This window comes from Polynucleobacter sp. MG-Unter2-18 (genome assembly GCF_018687675.1).
In the GTDB taxonomy this organism is placed as follows: Bacteria; Pseudomonadota; Gammaproteobacteria; order Burkholderiales; family Burkholderiaceae; genus Polynucleobacter.
Genome location: NZ_CP061302.1, coordinates 42,882 through 65,564 on the forward strand (window position 1 = coordinate 42,882; position 22,683 = coordinate 65,564).

Sequence of the window (22,683 nt, forward strand, 5' to 3'; positions counted from 1 at the left end):
CAGTCGCTGAATTCGGAGATGAAATGAACTACAGCTTCACCGAACGCAAGCGAGTCCGTAAAAGCTTTGCTAAGCGAGTAAATAATCACCAGGTTCCATACCTGATCGCAACGCAGCTGGAATCCTACGCTAAATTTTTACAGGCTGAAAAGCCAGCAATGTCCCGTTTAACAGAGGGACTTCAAGCTGCCTTTACATCAGCATTCCCAATTGTGTCCAACAATGGCTACGCACGTATGGAATACGTGTCATACCAGTTGTCACAACCACCGTTTGACGTTAAAGAATGTCAGCAGCGTGGTTACACATATCACTCAGCCTTACGTGCAAAAGTTCGCTTGATTATTTATGATCGCGAAGCACCTACTAAGGTTAAAGAGGTAAAAGAGAGTGAAGTCTACATGGGTGAAATTCCGCTCATGACAGATAATGGCTCTTTCGTGATCAACGGTACTGAGCGCGTGATTGTTTCTCAGTTACACCGTTCCCCAGGCGTGTTCTTCGAACACGATAAGGGCAAGACACATAGCTCAGGTAAGTTGCTGTTCTCAGCACGCATCATTCCTTACCGTGGTTCATGGCTCGATTTCGAGTTTGATCCAAAAGATATTCTGTACTTCCGCGTTGACCGTCGTCGTAAGATGCCTGTCACCATTTTGCTAAAAGCAATTGGTTTAAACAACGAGCAGATCCTTGCGAACTTCTTTAACTTTGATCATTTTGCATTGAGCGCAAACGGCGCCTCAATGGAATTTGTACCAGAGCGTTTGCGTGGCCAAATGGCTAACTTTGACGTGCTTGATAAGAATGGAGTAATAGTCATTCAAAAAGACAAGCGCATTAATGCAAAACATATTCGTGAACTCGAAGCTGCTAAGACTAAAAACATCGTTGTTCCAGATGACTACTTAGTTGGTCGCGTAGTTGCGCGCAATATCATTGACCCAGACTCTGGTGAAATCTTGGCTTACGCTAATGATGAAATCACTGAAGAGTTGTTGGCTACATTGCGCGATGCAGGCATCAAGCAATTAGAAACCATCTATACCAATGATTTAGATTCTGGTGCGTACATTTCACAGACATTGCGTACTGATGAAACTGCAGATCAAATGGCTGCTCGTATTGCCATCTATCGCATGATGCGTCCTGGCGAGCCTCCAACAGAAGATGCGGTTGAAGCTTTGTTCCAGCGCTTGTTCTATAACGAAGATAGCTACGATTTATCCCGCGTTGGTCGTATGAAAGTTAACAGCCGTCTTGGTCGTTCTGAGATGGAAGGCAAAATGGTTTTGTCGGATGAAGATATCCTCGATACCATCAAGTCTTTGGTTGACTTACGAAACGGCAAAGGCGAAGTTGACGATATTGATCACTTAGGTAATCGTCGTGTACGTTGCGTTGGTGAGTTGGCAGAGAATCAATTCCGTGCAGGTTTGTCACGTGTTGAGCGTGCGGTTAAAGAACGTCTCGGTCAAGCCGAAACAGAAAACCTCATGCCGCATGATTTGATTAACAGCAAGCCAATTTCTTCAGCCATTCGTGAGTTCTTCGGTTCTTCACAGTTGTCCCAGTTTATGGACCAAACAAACCCATTGTCAGAGATCACGCATAAGCGCCGTATTTCTGCATTGGGACCTGGTGGTTTGACACGCGAGCGCGCGGGCTTCGAAGTGCGCGACGTACATCCAACTCACTACGGACGTGTTTGCCCAATTGAAACTCCAGAAGGACCAAACATTGGTCTGATCAACTCACTCGCGTTGTTTGCGCGTTTGAATGAGCATGGTTTCTTGGAAACGCCATATCGTAAAGTTGCCAATAGCAAAGTAAGCGATGAAGTTGTTTACCTCTCTGCGATTGAAGAAGCGAAATATGTCATTGCCCAGGCAAATGCAACGATCGACAAGAGTGGCAAGTTAGCCGATGAATTGGTTTCAGCGCGTCAAGCTGGTGAGACCATGATGGTTAGCCCAGAGCGCATCGATTTCATCGACGTTGCTCCTAGTCAGATCGTTTCTGCTGCTGCTTCATTGGTTCCATTCTTGGAGCATGATGATGCGAACCGTGCGTTGATGGGTGCGAATATGCAACGTCAAGCAGTTCCTTGCTTGCGTCCAGATAAGCCATTGGTCGGTACCGGCTTAGAGCGTATTGTTGCGGTTGACTCAGGTACAGTTATTTTGGCTTCACGTGGCGGTATCGTTGACTATGTTGACGCAAACCGTGTCGTGATTCGTGTAAACGATGACGAGACAGCGGCTGGTGAAGTTGGTGTGGATATTTATAACCTCATCAAGTACACCCGTTCAAACCAAAACACGAACATCAACCAACGTCCAATCGTTCAGGCTGGTGATCGTGTAGCCCGTGGTGACGTAGTTGCTGATGGCGCATCTACTGATTTGGGTGAATTGGCTTTGGGTCAAAACATGACTGTGGCATTTATGCCATGGAACGGTTACAACTTCGAAGATTCAATCTTGATCTCTGAGAAAGTCGTTGCTGATGACCGTTACACCTCTATTCATATTGAAGAGTTGTCGGTTGTTGCTCGTGATACCAAGTTGGGTTCAGAAGAAATTACACGCGATATCTCCAACTTGGCTGAGTCACAACTCTCCCGCTTGGACGAGAGCGGTATTGTTTACATCGGTGCTGAAGTTGAAGCTGGCGACGTATTGGTTGGTAAGGTCACTCCAAAGGGCGAGACTACTCTCACTCCGGAAGAGAAGTTACTGCGTGCGATCTTCGGTGAAAAAGCATCTGACGTTAAAGATACTTCTTTGCGCGTTCCATCTGGAATGATCGGTACGGTTATTGATGTTCAAGTCTTCACCCGTGAAGGTATTGAGCGCGATGCACGTGCACAGGCCATCATTCAAGAAGAATTACAACGCTATCGTTTGGACTTAAATGACCAGCTGCGTATTGTTGAAGGCGATGCCTTCATGCGTTTAGAAAAGCTGTTGATTGGCAAAGTTGCTAACGGAGGCCCTAAGAAATTAGCTAAAGGCACTAAGATCGACAAGGAATACCTTGCTGACTTAGATAAATACCATTGGTTTGATGTTCGTCCAGCGGATGATGAAGTTGCCTCACAAGTTGAAGCAATCAAATCTTCCATCGAAGCGAAGCGTAAGCAGTTTGATGAGGCCTTCGAAGAGAAGCGCACTAAGCTTACCCAGGGCGATGATTTGCAGCCTGGCGTAACGAAGATGGTTAAGGTGTACTTGGCTGTTAAGCGTCGCTTACAGCCTGGTGACAAGATGGCTGGTCGTCACGGTAACAAAGGTGTGGTTTCTAAAATCGCTCCAGCAGAAGATATGCCATTTATGGCTGACGGACGCCCTGTTGACATCGTCTTGAACCCATTAGGTGTTCCTTCCCGTATGAACGTAGGTCAGATCTTGGAAACCCACTTAGGTTGGGCAGCTCAAGGTATTGGTAAGCGTATTGATGAGATGGTTCGTCAACAGGCTAAACAAGCTGAACTCCGTAAGTTCATGAAGCAGCTTTACAACGAAACCGGTCGTATCGAAGATATCGATAACTTCACTGATGAGCAGATCAATGTTTTGGCTGAGAATTTACGCCAAGGCTTGCCATTCGCTACTCCAGTGTTTGACGGTGCAACTGAAGCAGAGATCGGACGCATGCTCGAGTTGGCTTATCCAGAAGAAGTTGCTACTTCTTTGAAGATGACGCCTTCACGTCAGCAAATGATTTTGTGCGACGGCCGTACTGGCGATCAGTTTGAGCGTCCTGTAACTGTTGGTGTAATGCACGTCTTGAAACTCCACCATTTGGTCGATGACAAGATGCATGCACGTTCAACTGGACCTTACTCGTTAGTAACGCAACAGCCACTGGGCGGTAAAGCTCAGTTTGGTGGTCAGCGCTTTGGTGAGATGGAAGTTTGGGCCCTCGAAGCATACGGTGCTTCATATGTCTTGCAGGAAATGCTGACAGTGAAGTCCGATGACGTCGCAGGCCGTACCAAGGTTTACGAAAACATCGTCAAGGGCGAGCACACAATTGATGCTGGCATGCCCGAATCCTTCAACGTGTTGGTAAAAGAAATCCGCTCGTTGGGTATTGACATTGACATGGAGCGCAACTGATATGAAAGCATTGCTCGATTTATTTAAGCAAACGCAGGGTGATGAGCAGTTTGATGTCATCAAGATTGGTCTTGCATCCCCTGAGAAAATTCGCTCATGGTCTTTTGGTGAAGTACGCAAACCAGAAACCATCAACTACCGGACTTTTAAGCCCGAGCGTGATGGTTTGTTCTGCGCTAAGATTTTTGGACCAACCAAAGACTACGAGTGCTTATGCGGTAAGTACAAGCGTTTAAAGTTCCGTGGCGTTATCTGCGAGAAATGTGGCGTTGAAGTTACGCTCGCTAAGGTACGTCGTGAGCGCATGGGCCACATTGAGTTGGCAGCCCCTGTAGCGCACATTTGGTTCTTGAAGTCCTTGCCATCCCGTTTGGGTATGGTTCTCGATATGACGTTGCGTGATATCGAACGCGTTCTTTACTTCGAAGCATATGTAGTTGTTGATCCTGGCATGACACCTGAAGGCGCGATGAAACGCGGTCAGATCATGTCTGAGGACGAGTACATTACCAAGACTGAAGAGTATGGTGACGGTGCGTTTACCGCCATCATGGGCGCTGAAGGCATTCGTGATCTCTTGCGTTCGATTGATATCGATCGTGAAGTTGAGACCATTCGTGCTGACTTGAAAGCTACTGGTAGCGATGCCAAGATCAAGAAATACGCTAAGCGCTTAAAAGTGCTCGAGGCGTTCCAGACTTCAGGTATCAAGCCTGACTGGATGATCATGGAAGTATTGCCAGTATTGCCACCTGAGTTGCGTCCATTGGTGCCTTTGGATGGTGGTCGCTTTGCTACTTCTGACTTGAACGACCTCTATCGTCGCGTGATTAACCGTAACAATCGTCTCAAGCGTTTGTTAGAGTTGCGCGCACCAGAGATCATCGTTCGCAACGAAAAACGCATGTTGCAAGAAGCGGTTGACTCATTACTCGATAACGGTCGTCGCGGTAAAGCTATGACTGGCGCTAATAAGCGTCCTCTCAAGTCCTTGGCTGAGATGATTAAAGGTAAGAGCGGTCGTTTCCGTCAAAACTTGTTAGGTAAACGTGTTGACTACTCAGGTCGTTCAGTCATCGTGGTTGGCCCTACATTGAAATTGCATCAGTGCGGCTTACCAAAATTAATGGCCTTGGAATTGTTCAAGCCATTTATTTTTAACAAGCTTGAGACTTTAGGAATTGCAACCACGATTAAGGCTGCGAAGAAAGAAGTTGAAAGTCAGACTCCAATCGTTTGGGACATTCTCGAAGAAGTGATTCGTGAGCATCCAATCATGTTGAACCGTGCGCCTACATTGCATCGTCTTGGTATTCAGGCTTTCGAGCCAATGCTAATTGAAGGTAAGGCGATCCAATTGCACCCATTAGTCTGCGCAGCGTTTAACGCCGACTTTGACGGTGACCAAATGGCGGTTCACGTTCCTTTGTCGCTCGAAGCGCAAATGGAAGCACGTACATTGATGTTGGCTTCGAACAACGTATTGTTCCCAGCTAACGGCGAGCCATCGATCGTTCCTTCCCAGGACGTGGTGTTGGGTCTGTACTACGCTACACGTGACAAGATCAACGGTAAAGGCGAAGGCATGGTCTTCGCAAACATTGCTGAAGTGGTTCGTGCTTATGATGCTGGTCAGGTTGAATTAGCCTCCCGCGTTGCTGTGCGTATTACTGAGTTTGAGATTGTGGACAAGAAGGCAGAGGGCGATGCCCGTTTTGCTGAAAAGACCAAGATCTATCAAACCTCGGTTGGCCGTGCAATCTTGTCAGAAATCTTGCCTAAAGGTATGTCTTTCGAGGAAATCAATAAGCCTCTGAAGAAAAAAGAAATCTCACGCTTGATCAACACTTCATTCCGTAAGTGCGGTCTTCGTGAAACAGTGATTTTTGCTGACCGCCTCTTGCAGTCTGGTTTCCGCTTAGCTACTAACGCCGGTATCTCGGTTGCGATCGACGATATGCTGATTCCAAGCTCTAAAGAGCGCATCATCACTGAAGCTTCTACCAAGGTTAAGGAGTATGACAAGCAGTTCATGTCTGGTCTCGTAACCAATCAAGAGCGTTATAACAACGTGGTTGATATTTGGGGTGCTGCTGGTGACCAAGTTGGTAAGGCGATGATGGATGAGTTGTCACACGTTGACGTGCTCGACCGTAATGGTAAAACTGTGCGTCAAGAATCCTTTAACTCCATCTACATGATGGCGGATTCCGGTGCGCGTGGATCTGCAGCGCAGATTCGTCAGTTGGCTGGTATGCGTGGTTTGATGGCCAAGCCGGATGGCTCGATTATTGAAACCCCAATTACTGCGAACTTCCGCGAAGGTTTGAACGTGTTGCAGTACTTCATATCAACACACGGTGCCCGTAAAGGTCTGGCTGATACGGCATTGAAGACAGCGAACTCAGGTTACTTGACACGTCGTTTGTGCGACGTAACTCAAGACCTCGTGGTAATCGAAGATGATTGCGGTGCAACTTCCGGCGTAACAATGAAGGCGCTTGTTGAGGGCGGCGAAATTATCGAAGCATTGCGCGATCGTATTTTGGGTCGTGTATGTATCGGTGACATCGTTCATCCGGACACACAAGAAGTTATCGTTTCCAATGACACATTGCTCGATGAAGATCACGTAGACCAAATCGTTGCCTTAGGCATTGATGAAGTTAAAGTTCGTACAGTGTTGTCATGCTTAACTCGCTTTGGCTTATGTGCTAAGTGCTATGGCCGTGATCTAGGTCGCGGTGGTTTGGTGAACGTTGGTGAGGCAGTTGGCGTTATTGCTGCTCAGTCCATCGGTGAACCAGGCACACAGTTGACTATGCGTACATTCCACATTGGTGGCGCAGCGTCACGTGCATTGGTTGCAAGCAATATTGAAGCCAAGTCTAATGGCGCCTTGAAGTTCTCCGGCACGATGCGTGTTGTGAAGAATGCGAAGGGCGAGCAGATCGTGATTTCACGTTCAGGCGAAGCCGTGATCGTTGATGAGAATGGTCGTGAGCGCGAGCGTCATAAGGTGCCTTACGGTGCAACTCTCTTGTTTAAAGAAGATGCTGCAATTAAGGCTGGTGCAAGCTTAGCCACATGGGATCCGTTAACACGTCCAATTATTTCTGAGTACGCTGGTATTGCTCGCTTTGACAACGTTGAAGAAGGCGTTACCGTAGCTAAGCAGGTTGACGAAGTTACTGGCCTCTCCACTTTGGTGGTGATTGACGGTAAGCGTCGTAGTGCTGCTAGCAAAGGCGTTCGTCCAATGATCAACTTAGTTGATGACAAGGGCGGCGAAGTGATGATTGCGGGTACAGATCACCCAGTAAACATTGGTTTGCAAGTTGGCGCTTTGATCACGGTTAAAGATGGTCAGAAAGTCGAAGTTGGTGAAGTATTGGCGCGTATTCCGATCGAATCACAGAAGACTCGTGATATCACCGGTGGTTTGCCACGCGTTGCTGAATTGTTCGAAGCTCGTTCACCAAAAGATGCAGCTGTCTTGGCGAAAGTCACTGGAACTGTTTCCTTCGGTAAAGAAACCAAAGGTAAGCAACGTTTAGTGATTACCGATATGGATGGTGAAGCTAACGAATTCTTGATTCCTAAAGAGAAGCAAGTTCTCGTTCATGACGGTCAAGTTGTGAACAAGGGCGAGATGATTGTGGAAGGCCCTGCCGATCCACACGATATCTTGACTCTCAGAGGTATTGAAGAGTTGGCGATCTACATCGTGGATGAAGTGCAAGACGTTTACCGTTTGCAAGGCGTAAAGATTAATGACAAGCACATTGAAGTGATTGTGCGTCAAATGTTGCGTCGTGTGCAAATTACTGATGGCGGCGATACTGCCTACATCACTGGTGAGCAAGTTGAGCGCTCTAAGTTGTATGACGCAAACGATGCCGTGATTGCACAAGGTAAGCGCCCAGCTCAGTTCGAGAATGTGTTGCTTGGTATTACTAAGGCATCCTTGTCGACAGACAGCTTCATTTCAGCGGCTTCTTTCCAAGAAACCACCCGTGTATTGACCGAAGCTGCAATTATGGGCAAGACCGATACACTCCGTGGCCTCAAGGAAAACGTCATTATTGGTCGCCTGATCCCTGCTGGTACTGGCTTGTCTTACCGCCGTGCACGCAAGGTCAGAGAGCAATTCGAGCGTGATCGCGCTCAAATGATTGCCGCCGAAGAGGAAGCAATGGCTGATATGCCTGTAGAAATAGAGGCTGAAGTGATTGCTCCTGCTGGAGAGGCTGATCCAAGCTAATTTGGTATTCCTGGCCAGAAATGGCCAGTTCTTTCCCTCGAGGTTGACGGAATGGGCTGGCCAGGCTAGAATGCTGAGTTCTACTGATTCAGAAGAGGGTCGTTTTGACCTAGAATTTATCTAAGTCATTGATTTTCTTGAAGAAAGCAACAAAGAAGTACTAACCGAGCTATTTTATGCCAACAATTAATCAATTATTACGTAAGCCAAGAACACGGCTGACCGTTAAAAGTAAGAGCCCTGCGCTGCAAAACAGCCCGCAGCGCCGTGGTGTATGTACACGTGTGTACACAACCACTCCTAAAAAGCCTAACTCTGCGCTACGTAAAGTAGCTAAAGTTCGCTTAACCAATGGTTTTGAAGTCATTTCATACATTGGTGGTGAAGGCCATAACCTCCAGGAACACTCAGTAGTGTTGATCCGCGGTGGTCGTGTAAAGGATTTGCCAGGTGTTCGTTACCACATCGTTCGTGGCTCGCTTGACTTGCAAGGTGTTAAAGACCGTAAGCAATCACGTTCCAAGTACGGTGCTAAGCGCGCTAAGAAAGCTGCTTAATAGCAACTTGAAGTATTTGCAGTAAGTCTTCGTTTGTCAGACTTTAAAGACAAGTAAGTGGCCGTTCCGTCTAGAGATTTCTCCAGATAGTAGGACGGCCGGAGTGGGTGATCCATGTAGGCCACCCCTAACTGAACTGAAGGAGTTGTTATGCCACGTCGTCGTGAAGTTCCCAAACGGGAAATCTTGCCTGATCCAAAATTCGGCAATGTAGAAGTAGCAAAATTCATGAACGTCCTCATGTTGGACGGCAAGAAATCGGTTGCAGAGCGTATCGTTTACGGTGCCTTTGATCACATCGAGAAAAAAGCAAATAAAGAGCCACTCGAAATTTTCTCAACAGCTATGGGCAACGTTAAGCCAATGGTTGAGGTGAAGAGCCGTCGTGTTGGTGGCGCTAACTACCAGGTTCCTGTTGAAGTTCGCCCATCACGCCGTTCAGCTTTGGCAATGCGCTGGGTGCGCGAAGCCGCTAAAAAGCGCGGTGAAAAATCCATGGCTCAACGTTTGGCCAACGAATTATTAGAAGCTGCAGAAGGTCGCGGCGGAGCAATGAAGAAGCGTGAAGAAGTTCACCGTATGGCAGAAGCTAATAAAGCTTTCTCACATTTCCGCTTCTAATCGCACAGTAAAGAAAAGGTACCAACAGTGGCACGTAAAACCCCTATCGAAAGATACCGCAACATCGGTATTTCTGCGCATATTGACGCAGGTAAGACAACAACAACAGAACGCGTTTTGTTCTACACCGGTGTTAATCACAAAATTGGTGAAGTACATGATGGCGCTGCAACCATGGACTGGATGGAGCAAGAGCAAGAGCGTGGTATCACGATTACTTCTGCTGCTACTACAACGTTCTGGAAGGGCATGGCTGGTAATTTCCCAGAGCACCGCATCAATATTATTGATACCCCAGGACACGTAGACTTCACGATTGAAGTTGAGCGCTCAATGCGCGTTTTGGATGGCGCTTGCATGGTTTATTGTGCGGTAGGTGGTGTACAGCCACAATCTGAAACTGTTTGGCGTCAAGCTAACAAGTATCAGGTTCCACGTTTAGCGTTCGTAAACAAGATGGACCGTACTGGTGCAAATTTCTTTAAGGTCTATGACCAGATGAAATTGCGCTTGAAGGCCAACCCTATCTTGATCCAGATTCCGATTGGCGCTGAAGAAAACTTCAAAGGCGTTGTGGACTTGGTCAAAATGAAGGCCATCTATTGGGATGAGGAATCACAAGGTACTAAATTTACCTACGAAGAAATTCCTGCTGAGTTGCAAGCCTCCGCCGAAGAGTGGCGTGAGAAATTGCTGGAAGCCGCTGCTGAAAGCTCAGAAGAGTTGATGGAAAAGTATCTCGGTGGTGAAGCATTAACCGAAGACGAAATCAAAAAAGCATTGCGTCAACGCACTATTGCAAATGAAATCATTCCAATGATGTGTGGAACCGCTTTCAAAAATAAGGGTGTTCAGGCGATGTTGGATGCAGTGGTTGAATTACTGCCATCACCATTAGACGTTCCACCAGTTCCTTGTGAATTGGAAGACGGCACACCTACGACACGTAGAGCTGCTGATGATGAGAAATTCTCAGCATTGGCATTTAAGATCATGACTGACCCATTTGTTGGCCAGCTCATCTTCTTCCGTGTGTACTCAGGCGTAATGAAATCTGGCGATACGATCTACAACCCAATTAAGGGTAAGAAAGAGCGTGTTGGTCGTTTGTTGCAGATGCACGCAAACGAACGTGAAGAAATTAAAGAAGTGTTTGCGGGCGATATCGCTGCTGCAGTTGGTCTGAAGGACGCAACTACTGGCGAAACATTGTGTGATCCAGATGGTATCGTGATCTTGGAGCGTATGGTATTCCCAGAGCCAGTGATCTCTCAAGCTGTTGAGCCAAAGACAAAGCCTGACCAAGAAAAAATGGGTCTTGCCTTGAATCGTTTGGCACAAGAAGATCCATCATTCCGCGTGAAGACTGATGAAGAATCAGGCCAAACAATTATTTCCGGAATGGGCGAGCTCCATTTAGAAATTTTGGTTGACCGTATGCGCCGTGAGTTCGGTGTTGAGGCAACTGTTGGTAAGCCACAAGTTGCTTATCGTGAAACGATTCGCAAGGTTTGCGAAGAAGTTGAAGGTAAATTTGTTAAGCAGTCTGGTGGTCGTGGTCAATACGGACACGTTGTGCTCAAGCTTGAGCCACAAGAGCCAGGCAAAGGTTTCCAATTCGTTGACGCTATTAAAGGCGGTGTAGTTCCTCGTGAATACATCCCTGCAGTAGAAAAAGGAATTATCGAAACATTGAATTCCGGTATTTTGGCTGGCTATCCAGTGGTAGATATCAAAGCAACATTATTCTTCGGTTCATACCATGACGTTGACTCCAACGAAAACGCATTTAAGATGGCGGGCTCGATGGCATTCAAAGACGGTATGCGCAAAGCATCACCAGTGTTGCTTGAACCAATGATGGCTGTTGAAGTTGAAACACCAGAAGATTTCATGGGTAACGTAATGGGTGACCTCTCATCACGTCGCGGTATTTTGCAAGGTATGGATGACATTCCAGGGGGCGGCAAGATCGTTCGCGCTGAAGTGCCATTGGCAGAGATGTTTGGTTACTCAACTGGCTTGCGCTCGTTGACCCAAGGTCGCGCTACCTACACCATGGAATTTAAGCATTATTCCGAAGCACCTAAGAACGTTGCTGAAGCAGTGATGGCTGCTAAAGCGAAGTAATTTATCCACATTATTTTGAATATTGACTAGCTAAGAAGGCAGACAAAAAAATGGCAAAAGAAAAGTTTGAGCGGACAAAACCGCACGTAAACGTTGGCACTATTGGTCACGTTGACCACGGTAAAACCACATTGACAGCAGCAATTGCAACCGTGCTTTCAAAAGCATTCGGTGGCGAAGCAAAAGCATACGATCAGATCGATGCTGCTCCAGAAGAAAAAGCACGTGGTATTACGATTAATACAGCGCACGTGGAGTACGAGACTGCAAATCGTCACTATGCACACGTCGATTGCCCAGGACATGCTGACTACGTTAAGAACATGATTACTGGTGCCGCTCAGATGGACGGCGCTATTTTGGTTTGCTCTGCAGCTGACGGCCCAATGCCACAAACTCGTGAGCACATCCTCTTGGCACGCCAAGTTGGCGTTCCCTACATCATCGTATTTTTGAATAAGTGCGATATGGTGGATGATGCTGAGTTGTTAGAGTTAGTTGAGATGGAAGTTCGTGAGCTTTTGTCTAAGTATGACTTCCCAGGCGATGACACACCAATCGTGCAAGGTTCTGCTAAGTTAGCTTTAGAAGGCGACGAAGGCCCATTAGGTAAAGAAGCCATCATGAAGTTGGCTGATGCATTAGATACTTATATCCCAACTCCAGAGCGCGCTGTTGACGGTGCGTTCTTGATGCCAGTAGAGGACGTGTTCTCTATCTCCGGTCGCGGTACTGTTGTTACAGGCCGTATCGAGCGCGGTATCGTTAAGGTTGGTGAAGAGATTGAAATCATTGGTATCAAGCCAACCCTCAAGACAACTTGTACTGGTGTTGAAATGTTCCGCAAATTACTCGACCAAGGTCAAGCAGGCGATAACGTTGGTATCTTGTTACGCGGTACAAAACGTGAAGAAGTTGAGCGCGGCCAAGTATTGGCTAAGCCAGGTTCAATCACCCCACATACTCACTTTACAGCCGAGGTTTATATCTTGGGTAAAGACGAAGGTGGCCGTCATACACCATTCTTTAACAACTATCGTCCACAGTTTTACTTCCGTACTACGGACGTAACTGGTTCAATCGAGTTGCCAAAAGACAAAGAAATGGTCATGCCTGGTGATAACGTCACGATTACCGTCAAGCTCATCGCGCCAATCGCGATGGAAGAAGGTTTACGTTTTGCGATCCGTGAAGGTGGCCGTACTGTTGGCGCCGGTGTGGTTGCGAAGATTTTGGCTTAATAGTTTTAATTAGTAAAAATATTTAGCGGTTTGCTAACCGGTGACGTCCGTGCTGCGGATGTCACCGAGCTCTTTAGAAATATAACGTGGCAGCACCACACCGCTCTTTGGAATTAATATGCAAAACCAAAAAATTCGTATTCGTCTTAAAGCATTTGATTACCGCTTGATCGACCAGTCAGCAGCTGAAATCGTTGATACAGCTAAGCGTACTGGTGCAGTTGTTAAGGGTCCAGTACCTTTGCCAACACGTATCGAGCGCTTTGACATTCTGCGTTCACCGCACGTAAATAAGACTTCGCGTGACCAGTTAGAGATTCGTACTCATCTGCGTTTGATGGATATTGTTGATCCTACAGAGAAAACGGTAGACGCTTTGATGAAATTAGACCTTCCAGCAGGTGTGGATGTTGAAATTAAGTTGCAGTAATTTAGTATTTCCAGTTTTTTGGCTTGCCAAGACTGGACTTTCGGGATAGAATCAAAAGCTTCGCTCATTTATTTGAGCGAAGATTTAAGTTTTATTAGCATTAAAAACGTTGTAAGTTATTGATTTAGAAGTACTTTTACTTGTAAATCACTTAAATTAATTTTGCCGACCAATCGAAGTCGGCGTGGAGCATGAATATGAGCTTAGGCTTAATCGGTCGCAAGATCGGCATGACCCGTCTATTTACGGACGAAGGGGAAGCAATTCCTGTCACCGTAATTGACGTGAGCGACAACAGAATCGCTCAAATCAAGACCCAGGCAACTGATGGCTATGATGCTATCCAGTTAGCACATGGCACACGTAGAGCTACTCGCGTTACCAAAGCAATGGCTGGTCACTTCGCCAAAGCGGGTGTGATGGCTGGTAACGGTCTCAACGAATTTCATTTAGATGCAGCAAAAATCGCAGAAATGACACCAGGACAAGTAATTCCTGCTGATACTGCATTTGCTGCTGGCCAAAAAGTGGACGTACAAGGCGTAACAATTGGTAAAGGCTATGCCGGTACCATCAAGCGCCATCACTTCGCTTCAGGTCGCGCGTCCCACGGTAACTCACGTTCACATAACGTGCCAGGTTCTATCGGTATGGCGCAAGATCCAGGTCGTGTTTTCCCAGGTAAGCGCATGACAGGCCACCTTGGTGACGAAACACGCACTGTACAAAATTTAGTCATCGCACGCATTGATGCAGAACGCAATCTCATCATGGTTAAAGGCGCTATTCCAGGTGCCCCAGGCGGTAAAGTGATTGTTACTCCAGCGGTGAAGACACCGTTGAAGAAGAAATAAGGAGAGCGAATATGGAACTTAAGCTTCTCCAAGATAACGGAACTTTAGGCGCTGGCATTCAAGCCTCACCAGAAGTATTCGAACGCGAATATAACGAAGCATTGGTACACCAAGTTGTTGTGGCTTACCAAGCAAATGCACGTAGCGGTAACCGTGCACAAAAAGACCGTGAGCAAGTTAAGCACACAACCAAAAAACCTTGGCGTCAAAAAGGTACTGGTCGTGCACGTGCTGGTATGAGCTCTTCCCCGCTGTGGCGTGGAGGTGGTCGTATATTCCCGAATTCACCTGAAGAAAATTTCAGCCAAAAAGTAAACAAGAAAATGTACCGCGCTGGTATGAGATCGATTTTGTCTCAGTTAGCTCGCGAAGGTCGTTTGAACGTCGTTGACCAATTTACTCTTGATGCTCCAAAGACCAAAGTTTTAGCTGACAAAGTTAAAGCAATGGGTTTGGATTCAGTCTTGATCATCGTTGATCAGGTTAGCGAGAATTTGTACTTGGCATCACGCAACTTGCATAAGGTTGCTGTATGTGAGCCACAGCACGCTGATCCATTAGCTTTAGTTCAATACAAAAAAGTATTGGTAAGCAAAGCAGCGATCGCAAAAATTGAGGAGTTGCTGAAATGAGCCAAGTCCGTAAAAACGATCACAGCTTGATGAAGGTTCTACTTGGACCAGTTATCTCTGAAAAAGCCACTATGGTTGCAGAGAAAAACGAACAAGTGGTATTTCAAGTTACACGCGACGCTAATAAGAGCGATGTGAAACAAGCGGTTGAGTTGCTCTTTAAAGTGCAAGTTGACTCAGTTCAAATCGTGAATCAAAAAGGTAAGCCAAAGCGCTATGGCCGTTTTGAAGGTCGTCGTGACCACACTAAGAAGGCCTACGTTAGCTTGAAGCCGGGTCAAGAAATTAACTTTGAAGCGGAGGCGAATTAATCATGCCTTTGATGAAGACAAAACCGACCTCACCAGGTCGTCGCTCAATGGTCAAGGTGGTCAATCCTGACCTGCATAAAGGTAAACCTTTTGCAGCGTTAGTAGAGCCACAGTTCCAAAAAGCAGGTCGTAATAATAATGGTCACATCACTACCCGTCACAAGGGTGGTGGTCATAAGCATCACTATCGTGTTGTTGATTTCAAACGCAACGACAAAGATGGTATTCCAGCAAAAGTTGAACGCTTGGAATACGATCCAAACCGCAGTGCAAATATTGCATTGATCGTGTTTGCTGATGGTGAGCGTCGTTATATTCTTGCTGCAAAAGGTATGACAGTTGGTCAGGCATTGATGAGTGGTTCAGAAGCCCCAATCAAGTCTGGTAACAACTTGCCAATTCGCAACATTCCAGTTGGTAGCACGATTCACTGTGTAGAAATGTTGCCAGGTAAAGGTGCTCAAATCGCACGTTCCGCTGGTGGCTCTGCAGTCTTATTGGCTCGTGAAGGTGTATACGCTCAGGTGCGCTTGCGCTCTGGTGAAGTACGTCGCATTTTGATCGATTGCCGTGCCACTATTGGTGAAGTTGGTAATGAAGAGCACAGCTTGCGCGTTATCGGTAAAGCTGGTGCTAATCGCTGGCGTGGTATTCGCCCAACCGTTCGCGGTGTGGCAATGAACCCAGTAGATCACCCACACGGTGGTGGTGAAGGTAGAACTGGCGAAGGCCGTGTACCTGTCTCCCCATGGGGCACACCAACCAAAGGTTATCGTACACGTCGCAATAAGCGTACAACTTCGATGATCGTTCAACGTCGTCAAAAACGTTAAGCGATAAGGATAAATAGATATGACACGTTCAGCTAAAAAAGGCCCATTTTGCGAAGCCAGCTTAGTAAATAAAGTTGAAGTCGCACAAGCCAACAAAGACAAAAAGCCGATCAAGACTTGGTCACGCCGTTCAACAATCCTCCCAGACTTTATTGGTCTGACGATTGCTGTACATAACGGTCGTCAGCACGTTCCGGTATATGTATCAGAAAACATGGTGGGTCATAAGTTAGGCGAATTTGCCTTGACCCGTACTTTCAAAGGTCACGCTGCTGACAAGAAAGTAACGAAGAAGTAAGGGGATGATGATGGAAGTTAAAGCTATTCACAAAGGCGCCCGCATTTCTGCGCAAAAGACACGTTTGGTTGCTGACCAGATCCGTGGTTTGCCAATTGCACGCGCATTGAACATTTTGAATTTCAGCCCCAAGAAAGCTGCCTTCATTGTGAAGAAAGTTGTTGAGTCCGCAATGGCCAACGCTGAACACAATAAGGGTGCTGATATTGATGAGCTCAAGGTTTCAACAATTATTGTTGATAAGGGTACTTCCTTGAAGCGCTTCACAGCACGCGCTAAGGGTCGTGGTAATCAAATCGAAAAACAAACATGTCACATCACCGTGACCTTGAGTAACTAAGGGAAGATATGGGACAAAAGATAAACCCAACCGGATTCCGACTCTCGGTAACGAAGAACTGGACATCAAAGTGGTATGCAAACAATACTGACTTTGCAAAGATGCTTAAAGAGGACGTAGATGTCCGCATCTATTTGAAAAAGAAATTAAAGAATGCATCTGTTAGTAAGGTAATCATCGAGCGTCCTGCGAAGAACGCACGTATTACTATTTATAGCTCACGTCCAGGTGTTGTAATCGGTAAAAAAGGCGAAGATATTGAAGTTCTCCGCCGCGAACTTCAGAAGCGTATGGGCGTTCCAGTCCATGTGAATATCGAAGAAATTCGTAAGCCTGAAGTGGATGCTCAACTGATTGCTGACTCTATTACTCAGCAGCTTGAGAAGCGCATCATGTTCCGTCGTGCAATGAAGCGTGCAATGCAAAATGCAATGCGCCTTGGTGCACAAGGAATCAAGATCATGTCCTCTGGTCGTTTGAACGGTGCTGAAATTGCACGTCGCGAATGGTACCGTGAAGGCCGCGTTCCACTTCATACATTGAAGGCCGATATTGACTACGCTACATCAGAAGCGGAAACAACATACGGCATCATCGGTGTAAAAGTTTGGGTATACAAAGGCGATACATTAGGTCGCGGTGCTGATGCTCCAGCTGTAACAGCAGAGCCAGCGGCTGACGATAAAAAACCACGTCGCGCACCAGCTAAAACAACCACACGTAAACCAGCAGCTGACAGCAAGCCATTGGTTGCTGCCAAGCCAACTGTAAAGCGTGTACCGAAAGCCGTTGAAGCCGCAAGTGCTGAAGCGCAGAAGTCAGGAGAGTAAGCATGCTACAACCAAAGCGTCGTAAGTATCGCAAAGAACAAAAGGGACGTAACACTGGCGTGGCAACACGCGGTAGTTCAGTAGCCTTTGGAGACTTTGGATTGAAAGCTATTGGCCGTGGTCGTTTGACTGCACGTCAGATTGAATCTGCACGTCGCGCAATGACACGTCATATTAAGCGTGGTGGTCGTATCTGGATCCGTATTTTCCCAGACAAGCCAATTTCACAAAAGCCAGCTGAAGTACGTATGGGTAACGGTAAAGGTAATCCAGAGTACTACGTAGCAGAAATTCAACCAGGCAAGATTTTGTACGAGATGGATGGCGTGGATGAAGGTTTGGCGCGCGAGGCTTTCAAGCTTGCTGCTGCTAAGTTGCCATTGCAAACCACTTTCGTGATTCGCCACTTAGGTTGATCGGGACAGAGATTATGAAAAAGACAGAATTAGCATCTAAAGATCTGGTTGCCTTGAACGCAGAATTAACAGAGCTCTTGAAGACAAGCTTCAAGCTCCGTATGCAAAAAGGTACTCAGCAACTCACAAATACCAGCCAATTGGGTAAGACTAAGCGTGAAATTGCTCGCGTGAAGACTTTTATTACCCAAAAAACTGCACAGAAATAAGGAAAAAGGGATATGACAGAATTATCTAAACCCTTGCGCCGCACCCTAGTGGGTCGCGTTGTTAGCGATAAAATGCAAAAAACTGTGACTGTGCTAGTTGAGCGCCAAGTAAAACATGCGCTTTATGGCAAATATGTTGGACAGTCCAAAAAATACCACGCTCATGACGAAGCTGGTCAATACAAGATGGGTGATACCGTTGAAATTGCTGAATCTAGGCCGATTTCACGTACTAAGTCTTGGGTTGTAACCCGTTTAGTTCAGGAATCAAAGGGTATTTAAAGAAATATTGGGGATTTTGGCGAAAAACGTTGCCATATCCCTGTTTTACGTAGTATGATAATCAGCTTCTCTGGTTTTATTGAGAGAAGCAGTGTTTTTTCATTAATTCCGGGTTTTAACTTTCGTTAAAGCCCATAGACGGAACCAAGACTGTTTGCCTTTGGCTAACAAGTTGGGGATTAAAAAATGATTCAGACCGAAAGTAGATTACAGGTCGCCGATAACACAGGCGCCAGTGAAGTTTTGTGCATCAAGGTATTGGGCGGCTCCAAGCGTCGTTACGCCAGTATCGGTGATGTCATTAAAGTGACTGTAAAGTCCGCTGCTCCACGTGGCCGTGTAAAAAAAGGTGATATTTATAACGCCGTAGTAGTGAGAACTGCTAAAGGTGTACGCCGTCCAGATGGTTCATTGATTAAGTTCGATGGCAACGCTGCGGTATTGCTCAACGCTAAGTTAGAGCCAATTGGCACACGTATCTTTGGACCAGTAACGCGTGAGTTGCGTACTGAGAAGTTCATGAAGATCGTTTCTCTCGCCCCCGAAGTTATTTAAGAGGCTGATATGAAAAAGATTCGTAAAGGTGATTCAGTAGTTCTGTTGACTGGCCGCGATAAGGGCAAGAAAGGAACTGTTACTGCCGTTCTCGAGAACAAGTTAGTGATCGAAGGCGTCAATATGTACAAAAAGAGCGTTAAGCCAAATCCAGCGGCCGGTGTTACTGGCGGCATGATTGACAAGACGATGCCTGTTCACATTTCTAATGTGGCTTTGGTTGACGGTAACGGCAAACCATCACGTGTTGGTATCAAACTCGTGGATGGTAAAAAGCAGCGTTTCCTCAAAACCACTGGCGCAACTTTAAGCGCATAAGGGGCACGGAGAAATTATGAGCACACGTTTTCAAGAACACTATCAAGCTAAAGTAGTTGCTGATTTAATTGCCAAATTTGGTTACAAGTCAGTAATGGAAGTTCCACGTATCACCAAGGTAACCCTAAATATGGGCTTGGGCGATGCTGTGAACGACAAGAAAATTATCGAAAATGCAGTTGGTGATTTGACTAAAGTAGCAGGTCAAAAGCCAGTTGTAACAAAAGCGAAAAAAGCGATTGCTGGATTCAAAATTCGCCAAGGCTACCCAATCGGTGCCATGGTGACATTGCGTGGTGCACGCATGTACGAATTTTTGGATCGTTTCGTAACTGTTGCTTTGCCACGCGTACGTGACTTCCGCGGAATTTCCGGTAAGGCATTTGACGGTCGTGGTAACTACAACATCGGCGTTAAAGAGCAAATCATTTTCCCAGAAATCGAATACGACAAGATTGATGCCCTCCGTGGTCTCAATATCAGTATTACGACGACCGCTAAGACTGACGAAGAAGCAAAAGCTTTGTTAGCAGCGTTCAAATTCCCTTTCCGCAATTAAGAGGCTAACGTGGCAAAACTATCCCTAATTGAGCGCGAGAATAAGCGCACAAAAACTGTAGAGAAGTACGCTGTAAAGCGTGCTGAACTCAAGGCAATCATTGCTGATCAATCACGCAGCGATGAAGAGCGCTATGAGGCTCGCTTGAAGCTACAGGCACTTCCACGTAACGCAAGCCCGATTCGTCAAAGAAATCGTTGTTCATTAACCGGTCGTCCGCGCGGTGTATTCAGCAAGTTTGGTTTAGCGCGTAGCAAAATTCGTGAAATCGCCTTTCGTGGCGAAATCCCCGGTTTAACCAAGGCCAGCTGGTAAGCGGCGAAAGAATTAGGAGAACTCATGAGTATCAGCGATCCAATCGCCGACATGTTGACAAGGATCCGCAATGCGCAAGCAGTGCAGAAACCCGTAGTCTTGATGCCGTCGTCAAAAGTTAAAGTAGCTATTGCAAAAGTCTTGCAGGAGGAAGGTTATATCGATAGTTTTGAAATCAAAGGTGAAGCAGCTAAGCCAGTGCTACACATTGAACTCAAGTACTACGCAGGCCGCCCTGTTATTGAGCGTATTGACCGTGTTTCTACACCAAGTCTACGTATCTACAAAGGACGCCACGACATTCCTGAAGTAATGAATGGCTTAGGCATTGCAATTATTTCAACCCCACAAGGCGTAATGACAGACCGCAAAGCACGTGCAAACGGCGTTGGTGGCGAAGTTATTTGCTACGTCGCGTAAGGAGAGAAATATGTCCCGCGTTGGTAAATCACCTATTTCAGTTCCTAAGGGCGCTGAAATCAGCATCAATGGTGCAAACATTACTGTTAAAGGCCCATTGGGTACCTTGACACATAACTTGCATCCTTCTGTTGGTTTAAAGCAAGAAGATGGCGTATTGACAGTTGTTTTAAATAACGACACACCAGAAGCTGGTGCACAGTCAGGTACAGCCCGTGCTTTGGTAAACAACATGGTTGTTGGCGTAACTGCTGGCTTTGAGCGCAAGCTCAGCTTAGTAGGCGTTGGTTACCGTGCTGCTGCCCAGGGCGATTCATTAAAGTTGCAGCTCGGTTTCTCACACGACATTATTTACAACCTGCCAAAGGGCGTAAAAGCTGAGACTCCAACTCAAACTGAAATCATTATCAAAGGTTCCAACAAGCAGCAAGTTGGCCAGGTTGCCGCTGAAGTTCGCGCATATCGTTCACCAGAGCCATACAAAGGTAAAGGCGTTCGCTACGTGGATGAGGTTGTACGCCTGAAAGAAACTAAGAAGAAGTAAGCGAGATTAAAAAATGAATAAAGACGAATCCAGACAAAGACGCGCTAGGCAGACTCGTATTCGCATTGCCGAAGCATTGGCAAATCGCTTAACAGTTATCCGTAGCAATACACATATTTCTGCGCAGGTTTATAGCCCGTGCGGAACCAAAGTTGTAGCAGCTGCTTCAACAATGGAAAAAGATTTACGCCAAGCGATCAAAAACGGCGGTAACGCCGAAGCGGCTAAACAAATCGGCAAATTAGTTGCTGAGCGTGCTGTTAAGGCAGGCATTGTTGATGTTGCTTTTGATCGTTCCGGTCATCGTTACCACGGCCGTATTAAGGCCTTAGCTGAAGCTGCGCGTGAAGCCGGCCTGAAGTTCTAAAAAGGTTTAGGAAAAGATATGGCAAAAATGCAAACCAAGATGCAAAACGAAGAGCGTGATGATGGTCTTCGCGAGAAGATGATTGCTGTTAATCGCGTAACTAAAGTAGTTAAGGGCGGTCGTATTCTCGGCTTCGCTGCACTTACTGTAGTTGGCGATGGCGATGGTCGTATCGGCATGGGCAAAGGCAAATCAAAAGAAGTTCCAGTTGCTGTTCAAAAGGCAATGGACGAAGCACGTCGCAAGATGATCAAAGTTTCCTTACGTAAAGGTACTTTGCAACACACTGTGATTGGTAAGCATGGCGCATCACGCGTGATGATTTCTCCAGCTAAAGACGGTACTGGCGTTATCGCCGGTGGCCCAATGCGCGCAATTTTCGATGTAATGGGTGTAACTAACGTTGTTGCTAAGTCACTTGGCTCAACAAACCCTTACAACATGGTTCGTGCAACGATTGATGGCTTGAGCAAGATGAGCACTCCTTCTGAAATTGCTGCTAAGCGCGGTAAATCAGTTGAAGAGATTCTCGGCTAAGACCAAAAGATTAGGAAGCTATAAATGACAACAACTAACTCTAAAGTCAAACTGCAATTAGTACGCAGCTTGATCGGCACACGCGAAAGCCACCGTGCAACCGTTCGCGGCTTAGGCCTGCGTCGCATCAATTCTGTTTCAGAATTGGAAGACACACCAGCTGTTCGCGGAATGATTAATAAAGTTTCTTATCTAGTTAAAGTCGTTGGCTAATAACTAGCAAGTAAATAGGCGAAGAATATGCAACTCAATACACTCAAACCCGCACCGGGCTCCAATAAAAATCGTCGTCGCGTAGGTCGCGGTATCGGTTCTGGTCTTGGAAAAACAGCCGGTCGTGGTCACAAAGGTCAGAAGTCACGTTCAGGCGGATTCCACAAAGTTGGATTCGAGGGCGGTCAGATGCCAATGTATCGTCGTTTACCTAAACGTGGTTTCGTGTCATTGACACGTCGTCACGTTGGTCAGATCACTCTGAGCGACTTAGCAAAAATTAACTTGCCAGAAGTAGACTTGTTAGTTTTGCGAGCTCATGGTTTTGCTGGTGAGCAGATTAATTCTGTAAAAGTTATCAAAACTGGTGAACTGTCTATTGCGGTAACCCTCAAGGGTATTACAGCAACTGCAGGTGCAAAAGCTGCTATTGAAGCAGCTGGCGGCAAACTGGTTGACTTGGTTTAATTAGTTTTTAGTAAA

At 46.4% G+C, this 22,683-nt stretch carries 27 protein-coding genes; all 27 read left to right on the plus strand.

Going from position 1 to position 22,683, the window contains the following annotated elements; genetic code table 11:
* Positions 1–23 precede the first annotated feature (23 nt).
* On the plus strand, positions 24–4,124 hold the full coding sequence (rpoB, locus tag C2759_RS00260) for a DNA-directed RNA polymerase subunit beta (RefSeq protein ID WP_215355377.1): 4,101 nt from the start codon (positions 24–26) through the stop codon (positions 4,122–4,124).
* Position 4,125: 1 nt separating this feature from the next.
* On the plus strand, positions 4,126–8,388 hold the full coding sequence (rpoC, locus tag C2759_RS00265) for a DNA-directed RNA polymerase subunit beta' (protein WP_215355378.1): 4,263 nt from the start codon (positions 4,126–4,128) through the stop codon (positions 8,386–8,388).
* A 176-nt stretch (positions 8,389–8,564) separates the two neighbouring features.
* Positions 8,565–8,945 (plus strand): 30S ribosomal protein S12, encoded by a 381-nt coding sequence (rpsL, locus tag C2759_RS00270; protein WP_041484791.1) that lies wholly within the window; start codon positions 8,565–8,567, stop codon positions 8,943–8,945.
* Positions 8,946–9,095: 150 nt separating this feature from the next.
* Positions 9,096–9,566: a 30S ribosomal protein S7 gene (gene rpsG, locus C2759_RS00275; RefSeq protein WP_011901897.1), complete on the plus strand. Its 471-nt coding sequence runs from the start codon at positions 9,096–9,098 to the stop codon at positions 9,564–9,566.
* A gap of 27 nt (positions 9,567–9,593) precedes the next feature.
* The gene (gene fusA / locus C2759_RS00280; protein ID WP_215355380.1) at positions 9,594–11,696 is read left to right on the plus strand and encodes an elongation factor G; all 2,103 of its coding nucleotides are present in this window, start codon (positions 9,594–9,596) and stop codon (positions 11,694–11,696) included.
* A 50-nt stretch (positions 11,697–11,746) separates the two neighbouring features.
* Positions 11,747–12,937: an elongation factor Tu gene (gene tuf, locus C2759_RS00285; RefSeq protein WP_215355371.1), complete on the plus strand. Its 1,191-nt coding sequence runs from the start codon at positions 11,747–11,749 to the stop codon at positions 12,935–12,937.
* A 118-nt stretch (positions 12,938–13,055) separates the two neighbouring features.
* Entirely contained in the window at positions 13,056–13,367 is a 312-nt protein-coding gene (rpsJ, locus tag C2759_RS00290) for a 30S ribosomal protein S10 (RefSeq protein ID WP_011901899.1), read from the plus strand.
* A 197-nt stretch (positions 13,368–13,564) separates the two neighbouring features.
* Complete coding sequence (gene rplC / locus C2759_RS00295; protein WP_046329376.1) at positions 13,565–14,221, plus strand: 50S ribosomal protein L3; 657 nt, start codon at positions 13,565–13,567, stop codon at positions 14,219–14,221.
* A gap of 11 nt (positions 14,222–14,232) precedes the next feature.
* A complete protein-coding gene (gene rplD, locus C2759_RS00300) occupies positions 14,233–14,853 on the plus strand; it encodes a 50S ribosomal protein L4 (RefSeq protein WP_046329377.1) in 621 nt (206 codons plus the stop codon).
* On the plus strand, positions 14,850–15,164 hold the full coding sequence (gene rplW / locus C2759_RS00305; protein WP_076024545.1) for a 50S ribosomal protein L23: 315 nt from the start codon (positions 14,850–14,852) through the stop codon (positions 15,162–15,164). The genes rplD and rplW overlap by 4 nt, the downstream gene beginning before the upstream one ends.
* 2 nt (positions 15,165–15,166) lie before the next feature.
* Positions 15,167–15,997, plus strand: a complete 831-nt coding sequence (gene rplB, locus C2759_RS00310; protein ID WP_015420235.1) for a 50S ribosomal protein L2 — start codon at positions 15,167–15,169, stop codon at positions 15,995–15,997.
* Between the two features lie 19 nt (positions 15,998–16,016).
* Entirely contained in the window at positions 16,017–16,295 is a 279-nt protein-coding gene (gene rpsS / locus C2759_RS00315; protein ID WP_046329379.1) for a 30S ribosomal protein S19, read from the plus strand.
* Between the two features lie 7 nt (positions 16,296–16,302).
* A complete protein-coding gene (gene rplV / locus C2759_RS00320) occupies positions 16,303–16,635 on the plus strand; it encodes a 50S ribosomal protein L22 (RefSeq protein WP_205621309.1) in 333 nt (110 codons plus the stop codon).
* Positions 16,636–16,643: 8 nt separating this feature from the next.
* Positions 16,644–17,465, plus strand: a complete 822-nt coding sequence (gene rpsC, locus C2759_RS00325; RefSeq protein WP_046329380.1) for a 30S ribosomal protein S3 — start codon at positions 16,644–16,646, stop codon at positions 17,463–17,465.
* Between the two features lie 2 nt (positions 17,466–17,467).
* The gene (rplP, locus tag C2759_RS00330; RefSeq protein WP_015420238.1) at positions 17,468–17,881 is read left to right on the plus strand and encodes a 50S ribosomal protein L16; all 414 of its coding nucleotides are present in this window, start codon (positions 17,468–17,470) and stop codon (positions 17,879–17,881) included.
* Positions 17,882–17,895: 14 nt separating this feature from the next.
* On the plus strand, positions 17,896–18,090 hold the full coding sequence (gene rpmC, locus C2759_RS00335) for a 50S ribosomal protein L29 (protein WP_015420239.1): 195 nt from the start codon (positions 17,896–17,898) through the stop codon (positions 18,088–18,090).
* 12 nt (positions 18,091–18,102) lie between these two features.
* Positions 18,103–18,372: a 30S ribosomal protein S17 gene (rpsQ, locus tag C2759_RS00340; RefSeq protein ID WP_046329381.1), complete on the plus strand. Its 270-nt coding sequence runs from the start codon at positions 18,103–18,105 to the stop codon at positions 18,370–18,372.
* Positions 18,373–18,558: 186 nt separating this feature from the next.
* Complete coding sequence (rplN, locus tag C2759_RS00345) at positions 18,559–18,927, plus strand: 50S ribosomal protein L14 (protein WP_015420241.1); 369 nt, start codon at positions 18,559–18,561, stop codon at positions 18,925–18,927.
* A gap of 9 nt (positions 18,928–18,936) precedes the next feature.
* A complete protein-coding gene (rplX, locus tag C2759_RS00350; protein ID WP_215355382.1) occupies positions 18,937–19,245 on the plus strand; it encodes a 50S ribosomal protein L24 in 309 nt (102 codons plus the stop codon).
* A 16-nt stretch (positions 19,246–19,261) separates the two neighbouring features.
* Positions 19,262–19,804 carry a 50S ribosomal protein L5 gene (gene rplE / locus C2759_RS00355; protein ID WP_046329383.1) on the plus strand — a complete coding sequence of 181 codons (543 nt, stop codon included), beginning with the start codon at positions 19,262–19,264 and terminating at the stop codon, positions 19,802–19,804.
* Positions 19,805–19,813: 9 nt separating this feature from the next.
* A complete protein-coding gene (rpsN, locus tag C2759_RS00360) occupies positions 19,814–20,119 on the plus strand; it encodes a 30S ribosomal protein S14 (protein ID WP_046329384.1) in 306 nt (101 codons plus the stop codon).
* Between the two features lie 24 nt (positions 20,120–20,143).
* Entirely contained in the window at positions 20,144–20,539 is a 396-nt protein-coding gene (gene rpsH / locus C2759_RS00365) for a 30S ribosomal protein S8 (protein WP_215355384.1), read from the plus strand.
* Positions 20,540–20,549: 10 nt separating this feature from the next.
* Positions 20,550–21,083, plus strand: coding sequence for a 50S ribosomal protein L6 (gene rplF / locus C2759_RS00370; RefSeq protein ID WP_215355386.1), 534 nt, complete (start codon positions 20,550–20,552; stop codon positions 21,081–21,083).
* A 13-nt stretch (positions 21,084–21,096) separates the two neighbouring features.
* Complete coding sequence (gene rplR / locus C2759_RS00375; RefSeq protein ID WP_046329386.1) at positions 21,097–21,450, plus strand: 50S ribosomal protein L18; 354 nt, start codon at positions 21,097–21,099, stop codon at positions 21,448–21,450.
* An 18-nt stretch (positions 21,451–21,468) separates the two neighbouring features.
* Entirely contained in the window at positions 21,469–21,987 is a 519-nt protein-coding gene (rpsE, locus tag C2759_RS00380; protein WP_015420248.1) for a 30S ribosomal protein S5, read from the plus strand.
* A gap of 24 nt (positions 21,988–22,011) precedes the next feature.
* Entirely contained in the window at positions 22,012–22,200 is a 189-nt protein-coding gene (gene rpmD / locus C2759_RS00385) for a 50S ribosomal protein L30 (RefSeq protein WP_046329387.1), read from the plus strand.
* Positions 22,201–22,227: 27 nt separating this feature from the next.
* A complete protein-coding gene (rplO, locus tag C2759_RS00390; RefSeq protein WP_215355388.1) occupies positions 22,228–22,668 on the plus strand; it encodes a 50S ribosomal protein L15 in 441 nt (146 codons plus the stop codon).
* The last annotated feature ends 15 nt before the right edge of the window (positions 22,669–22,683 follow it).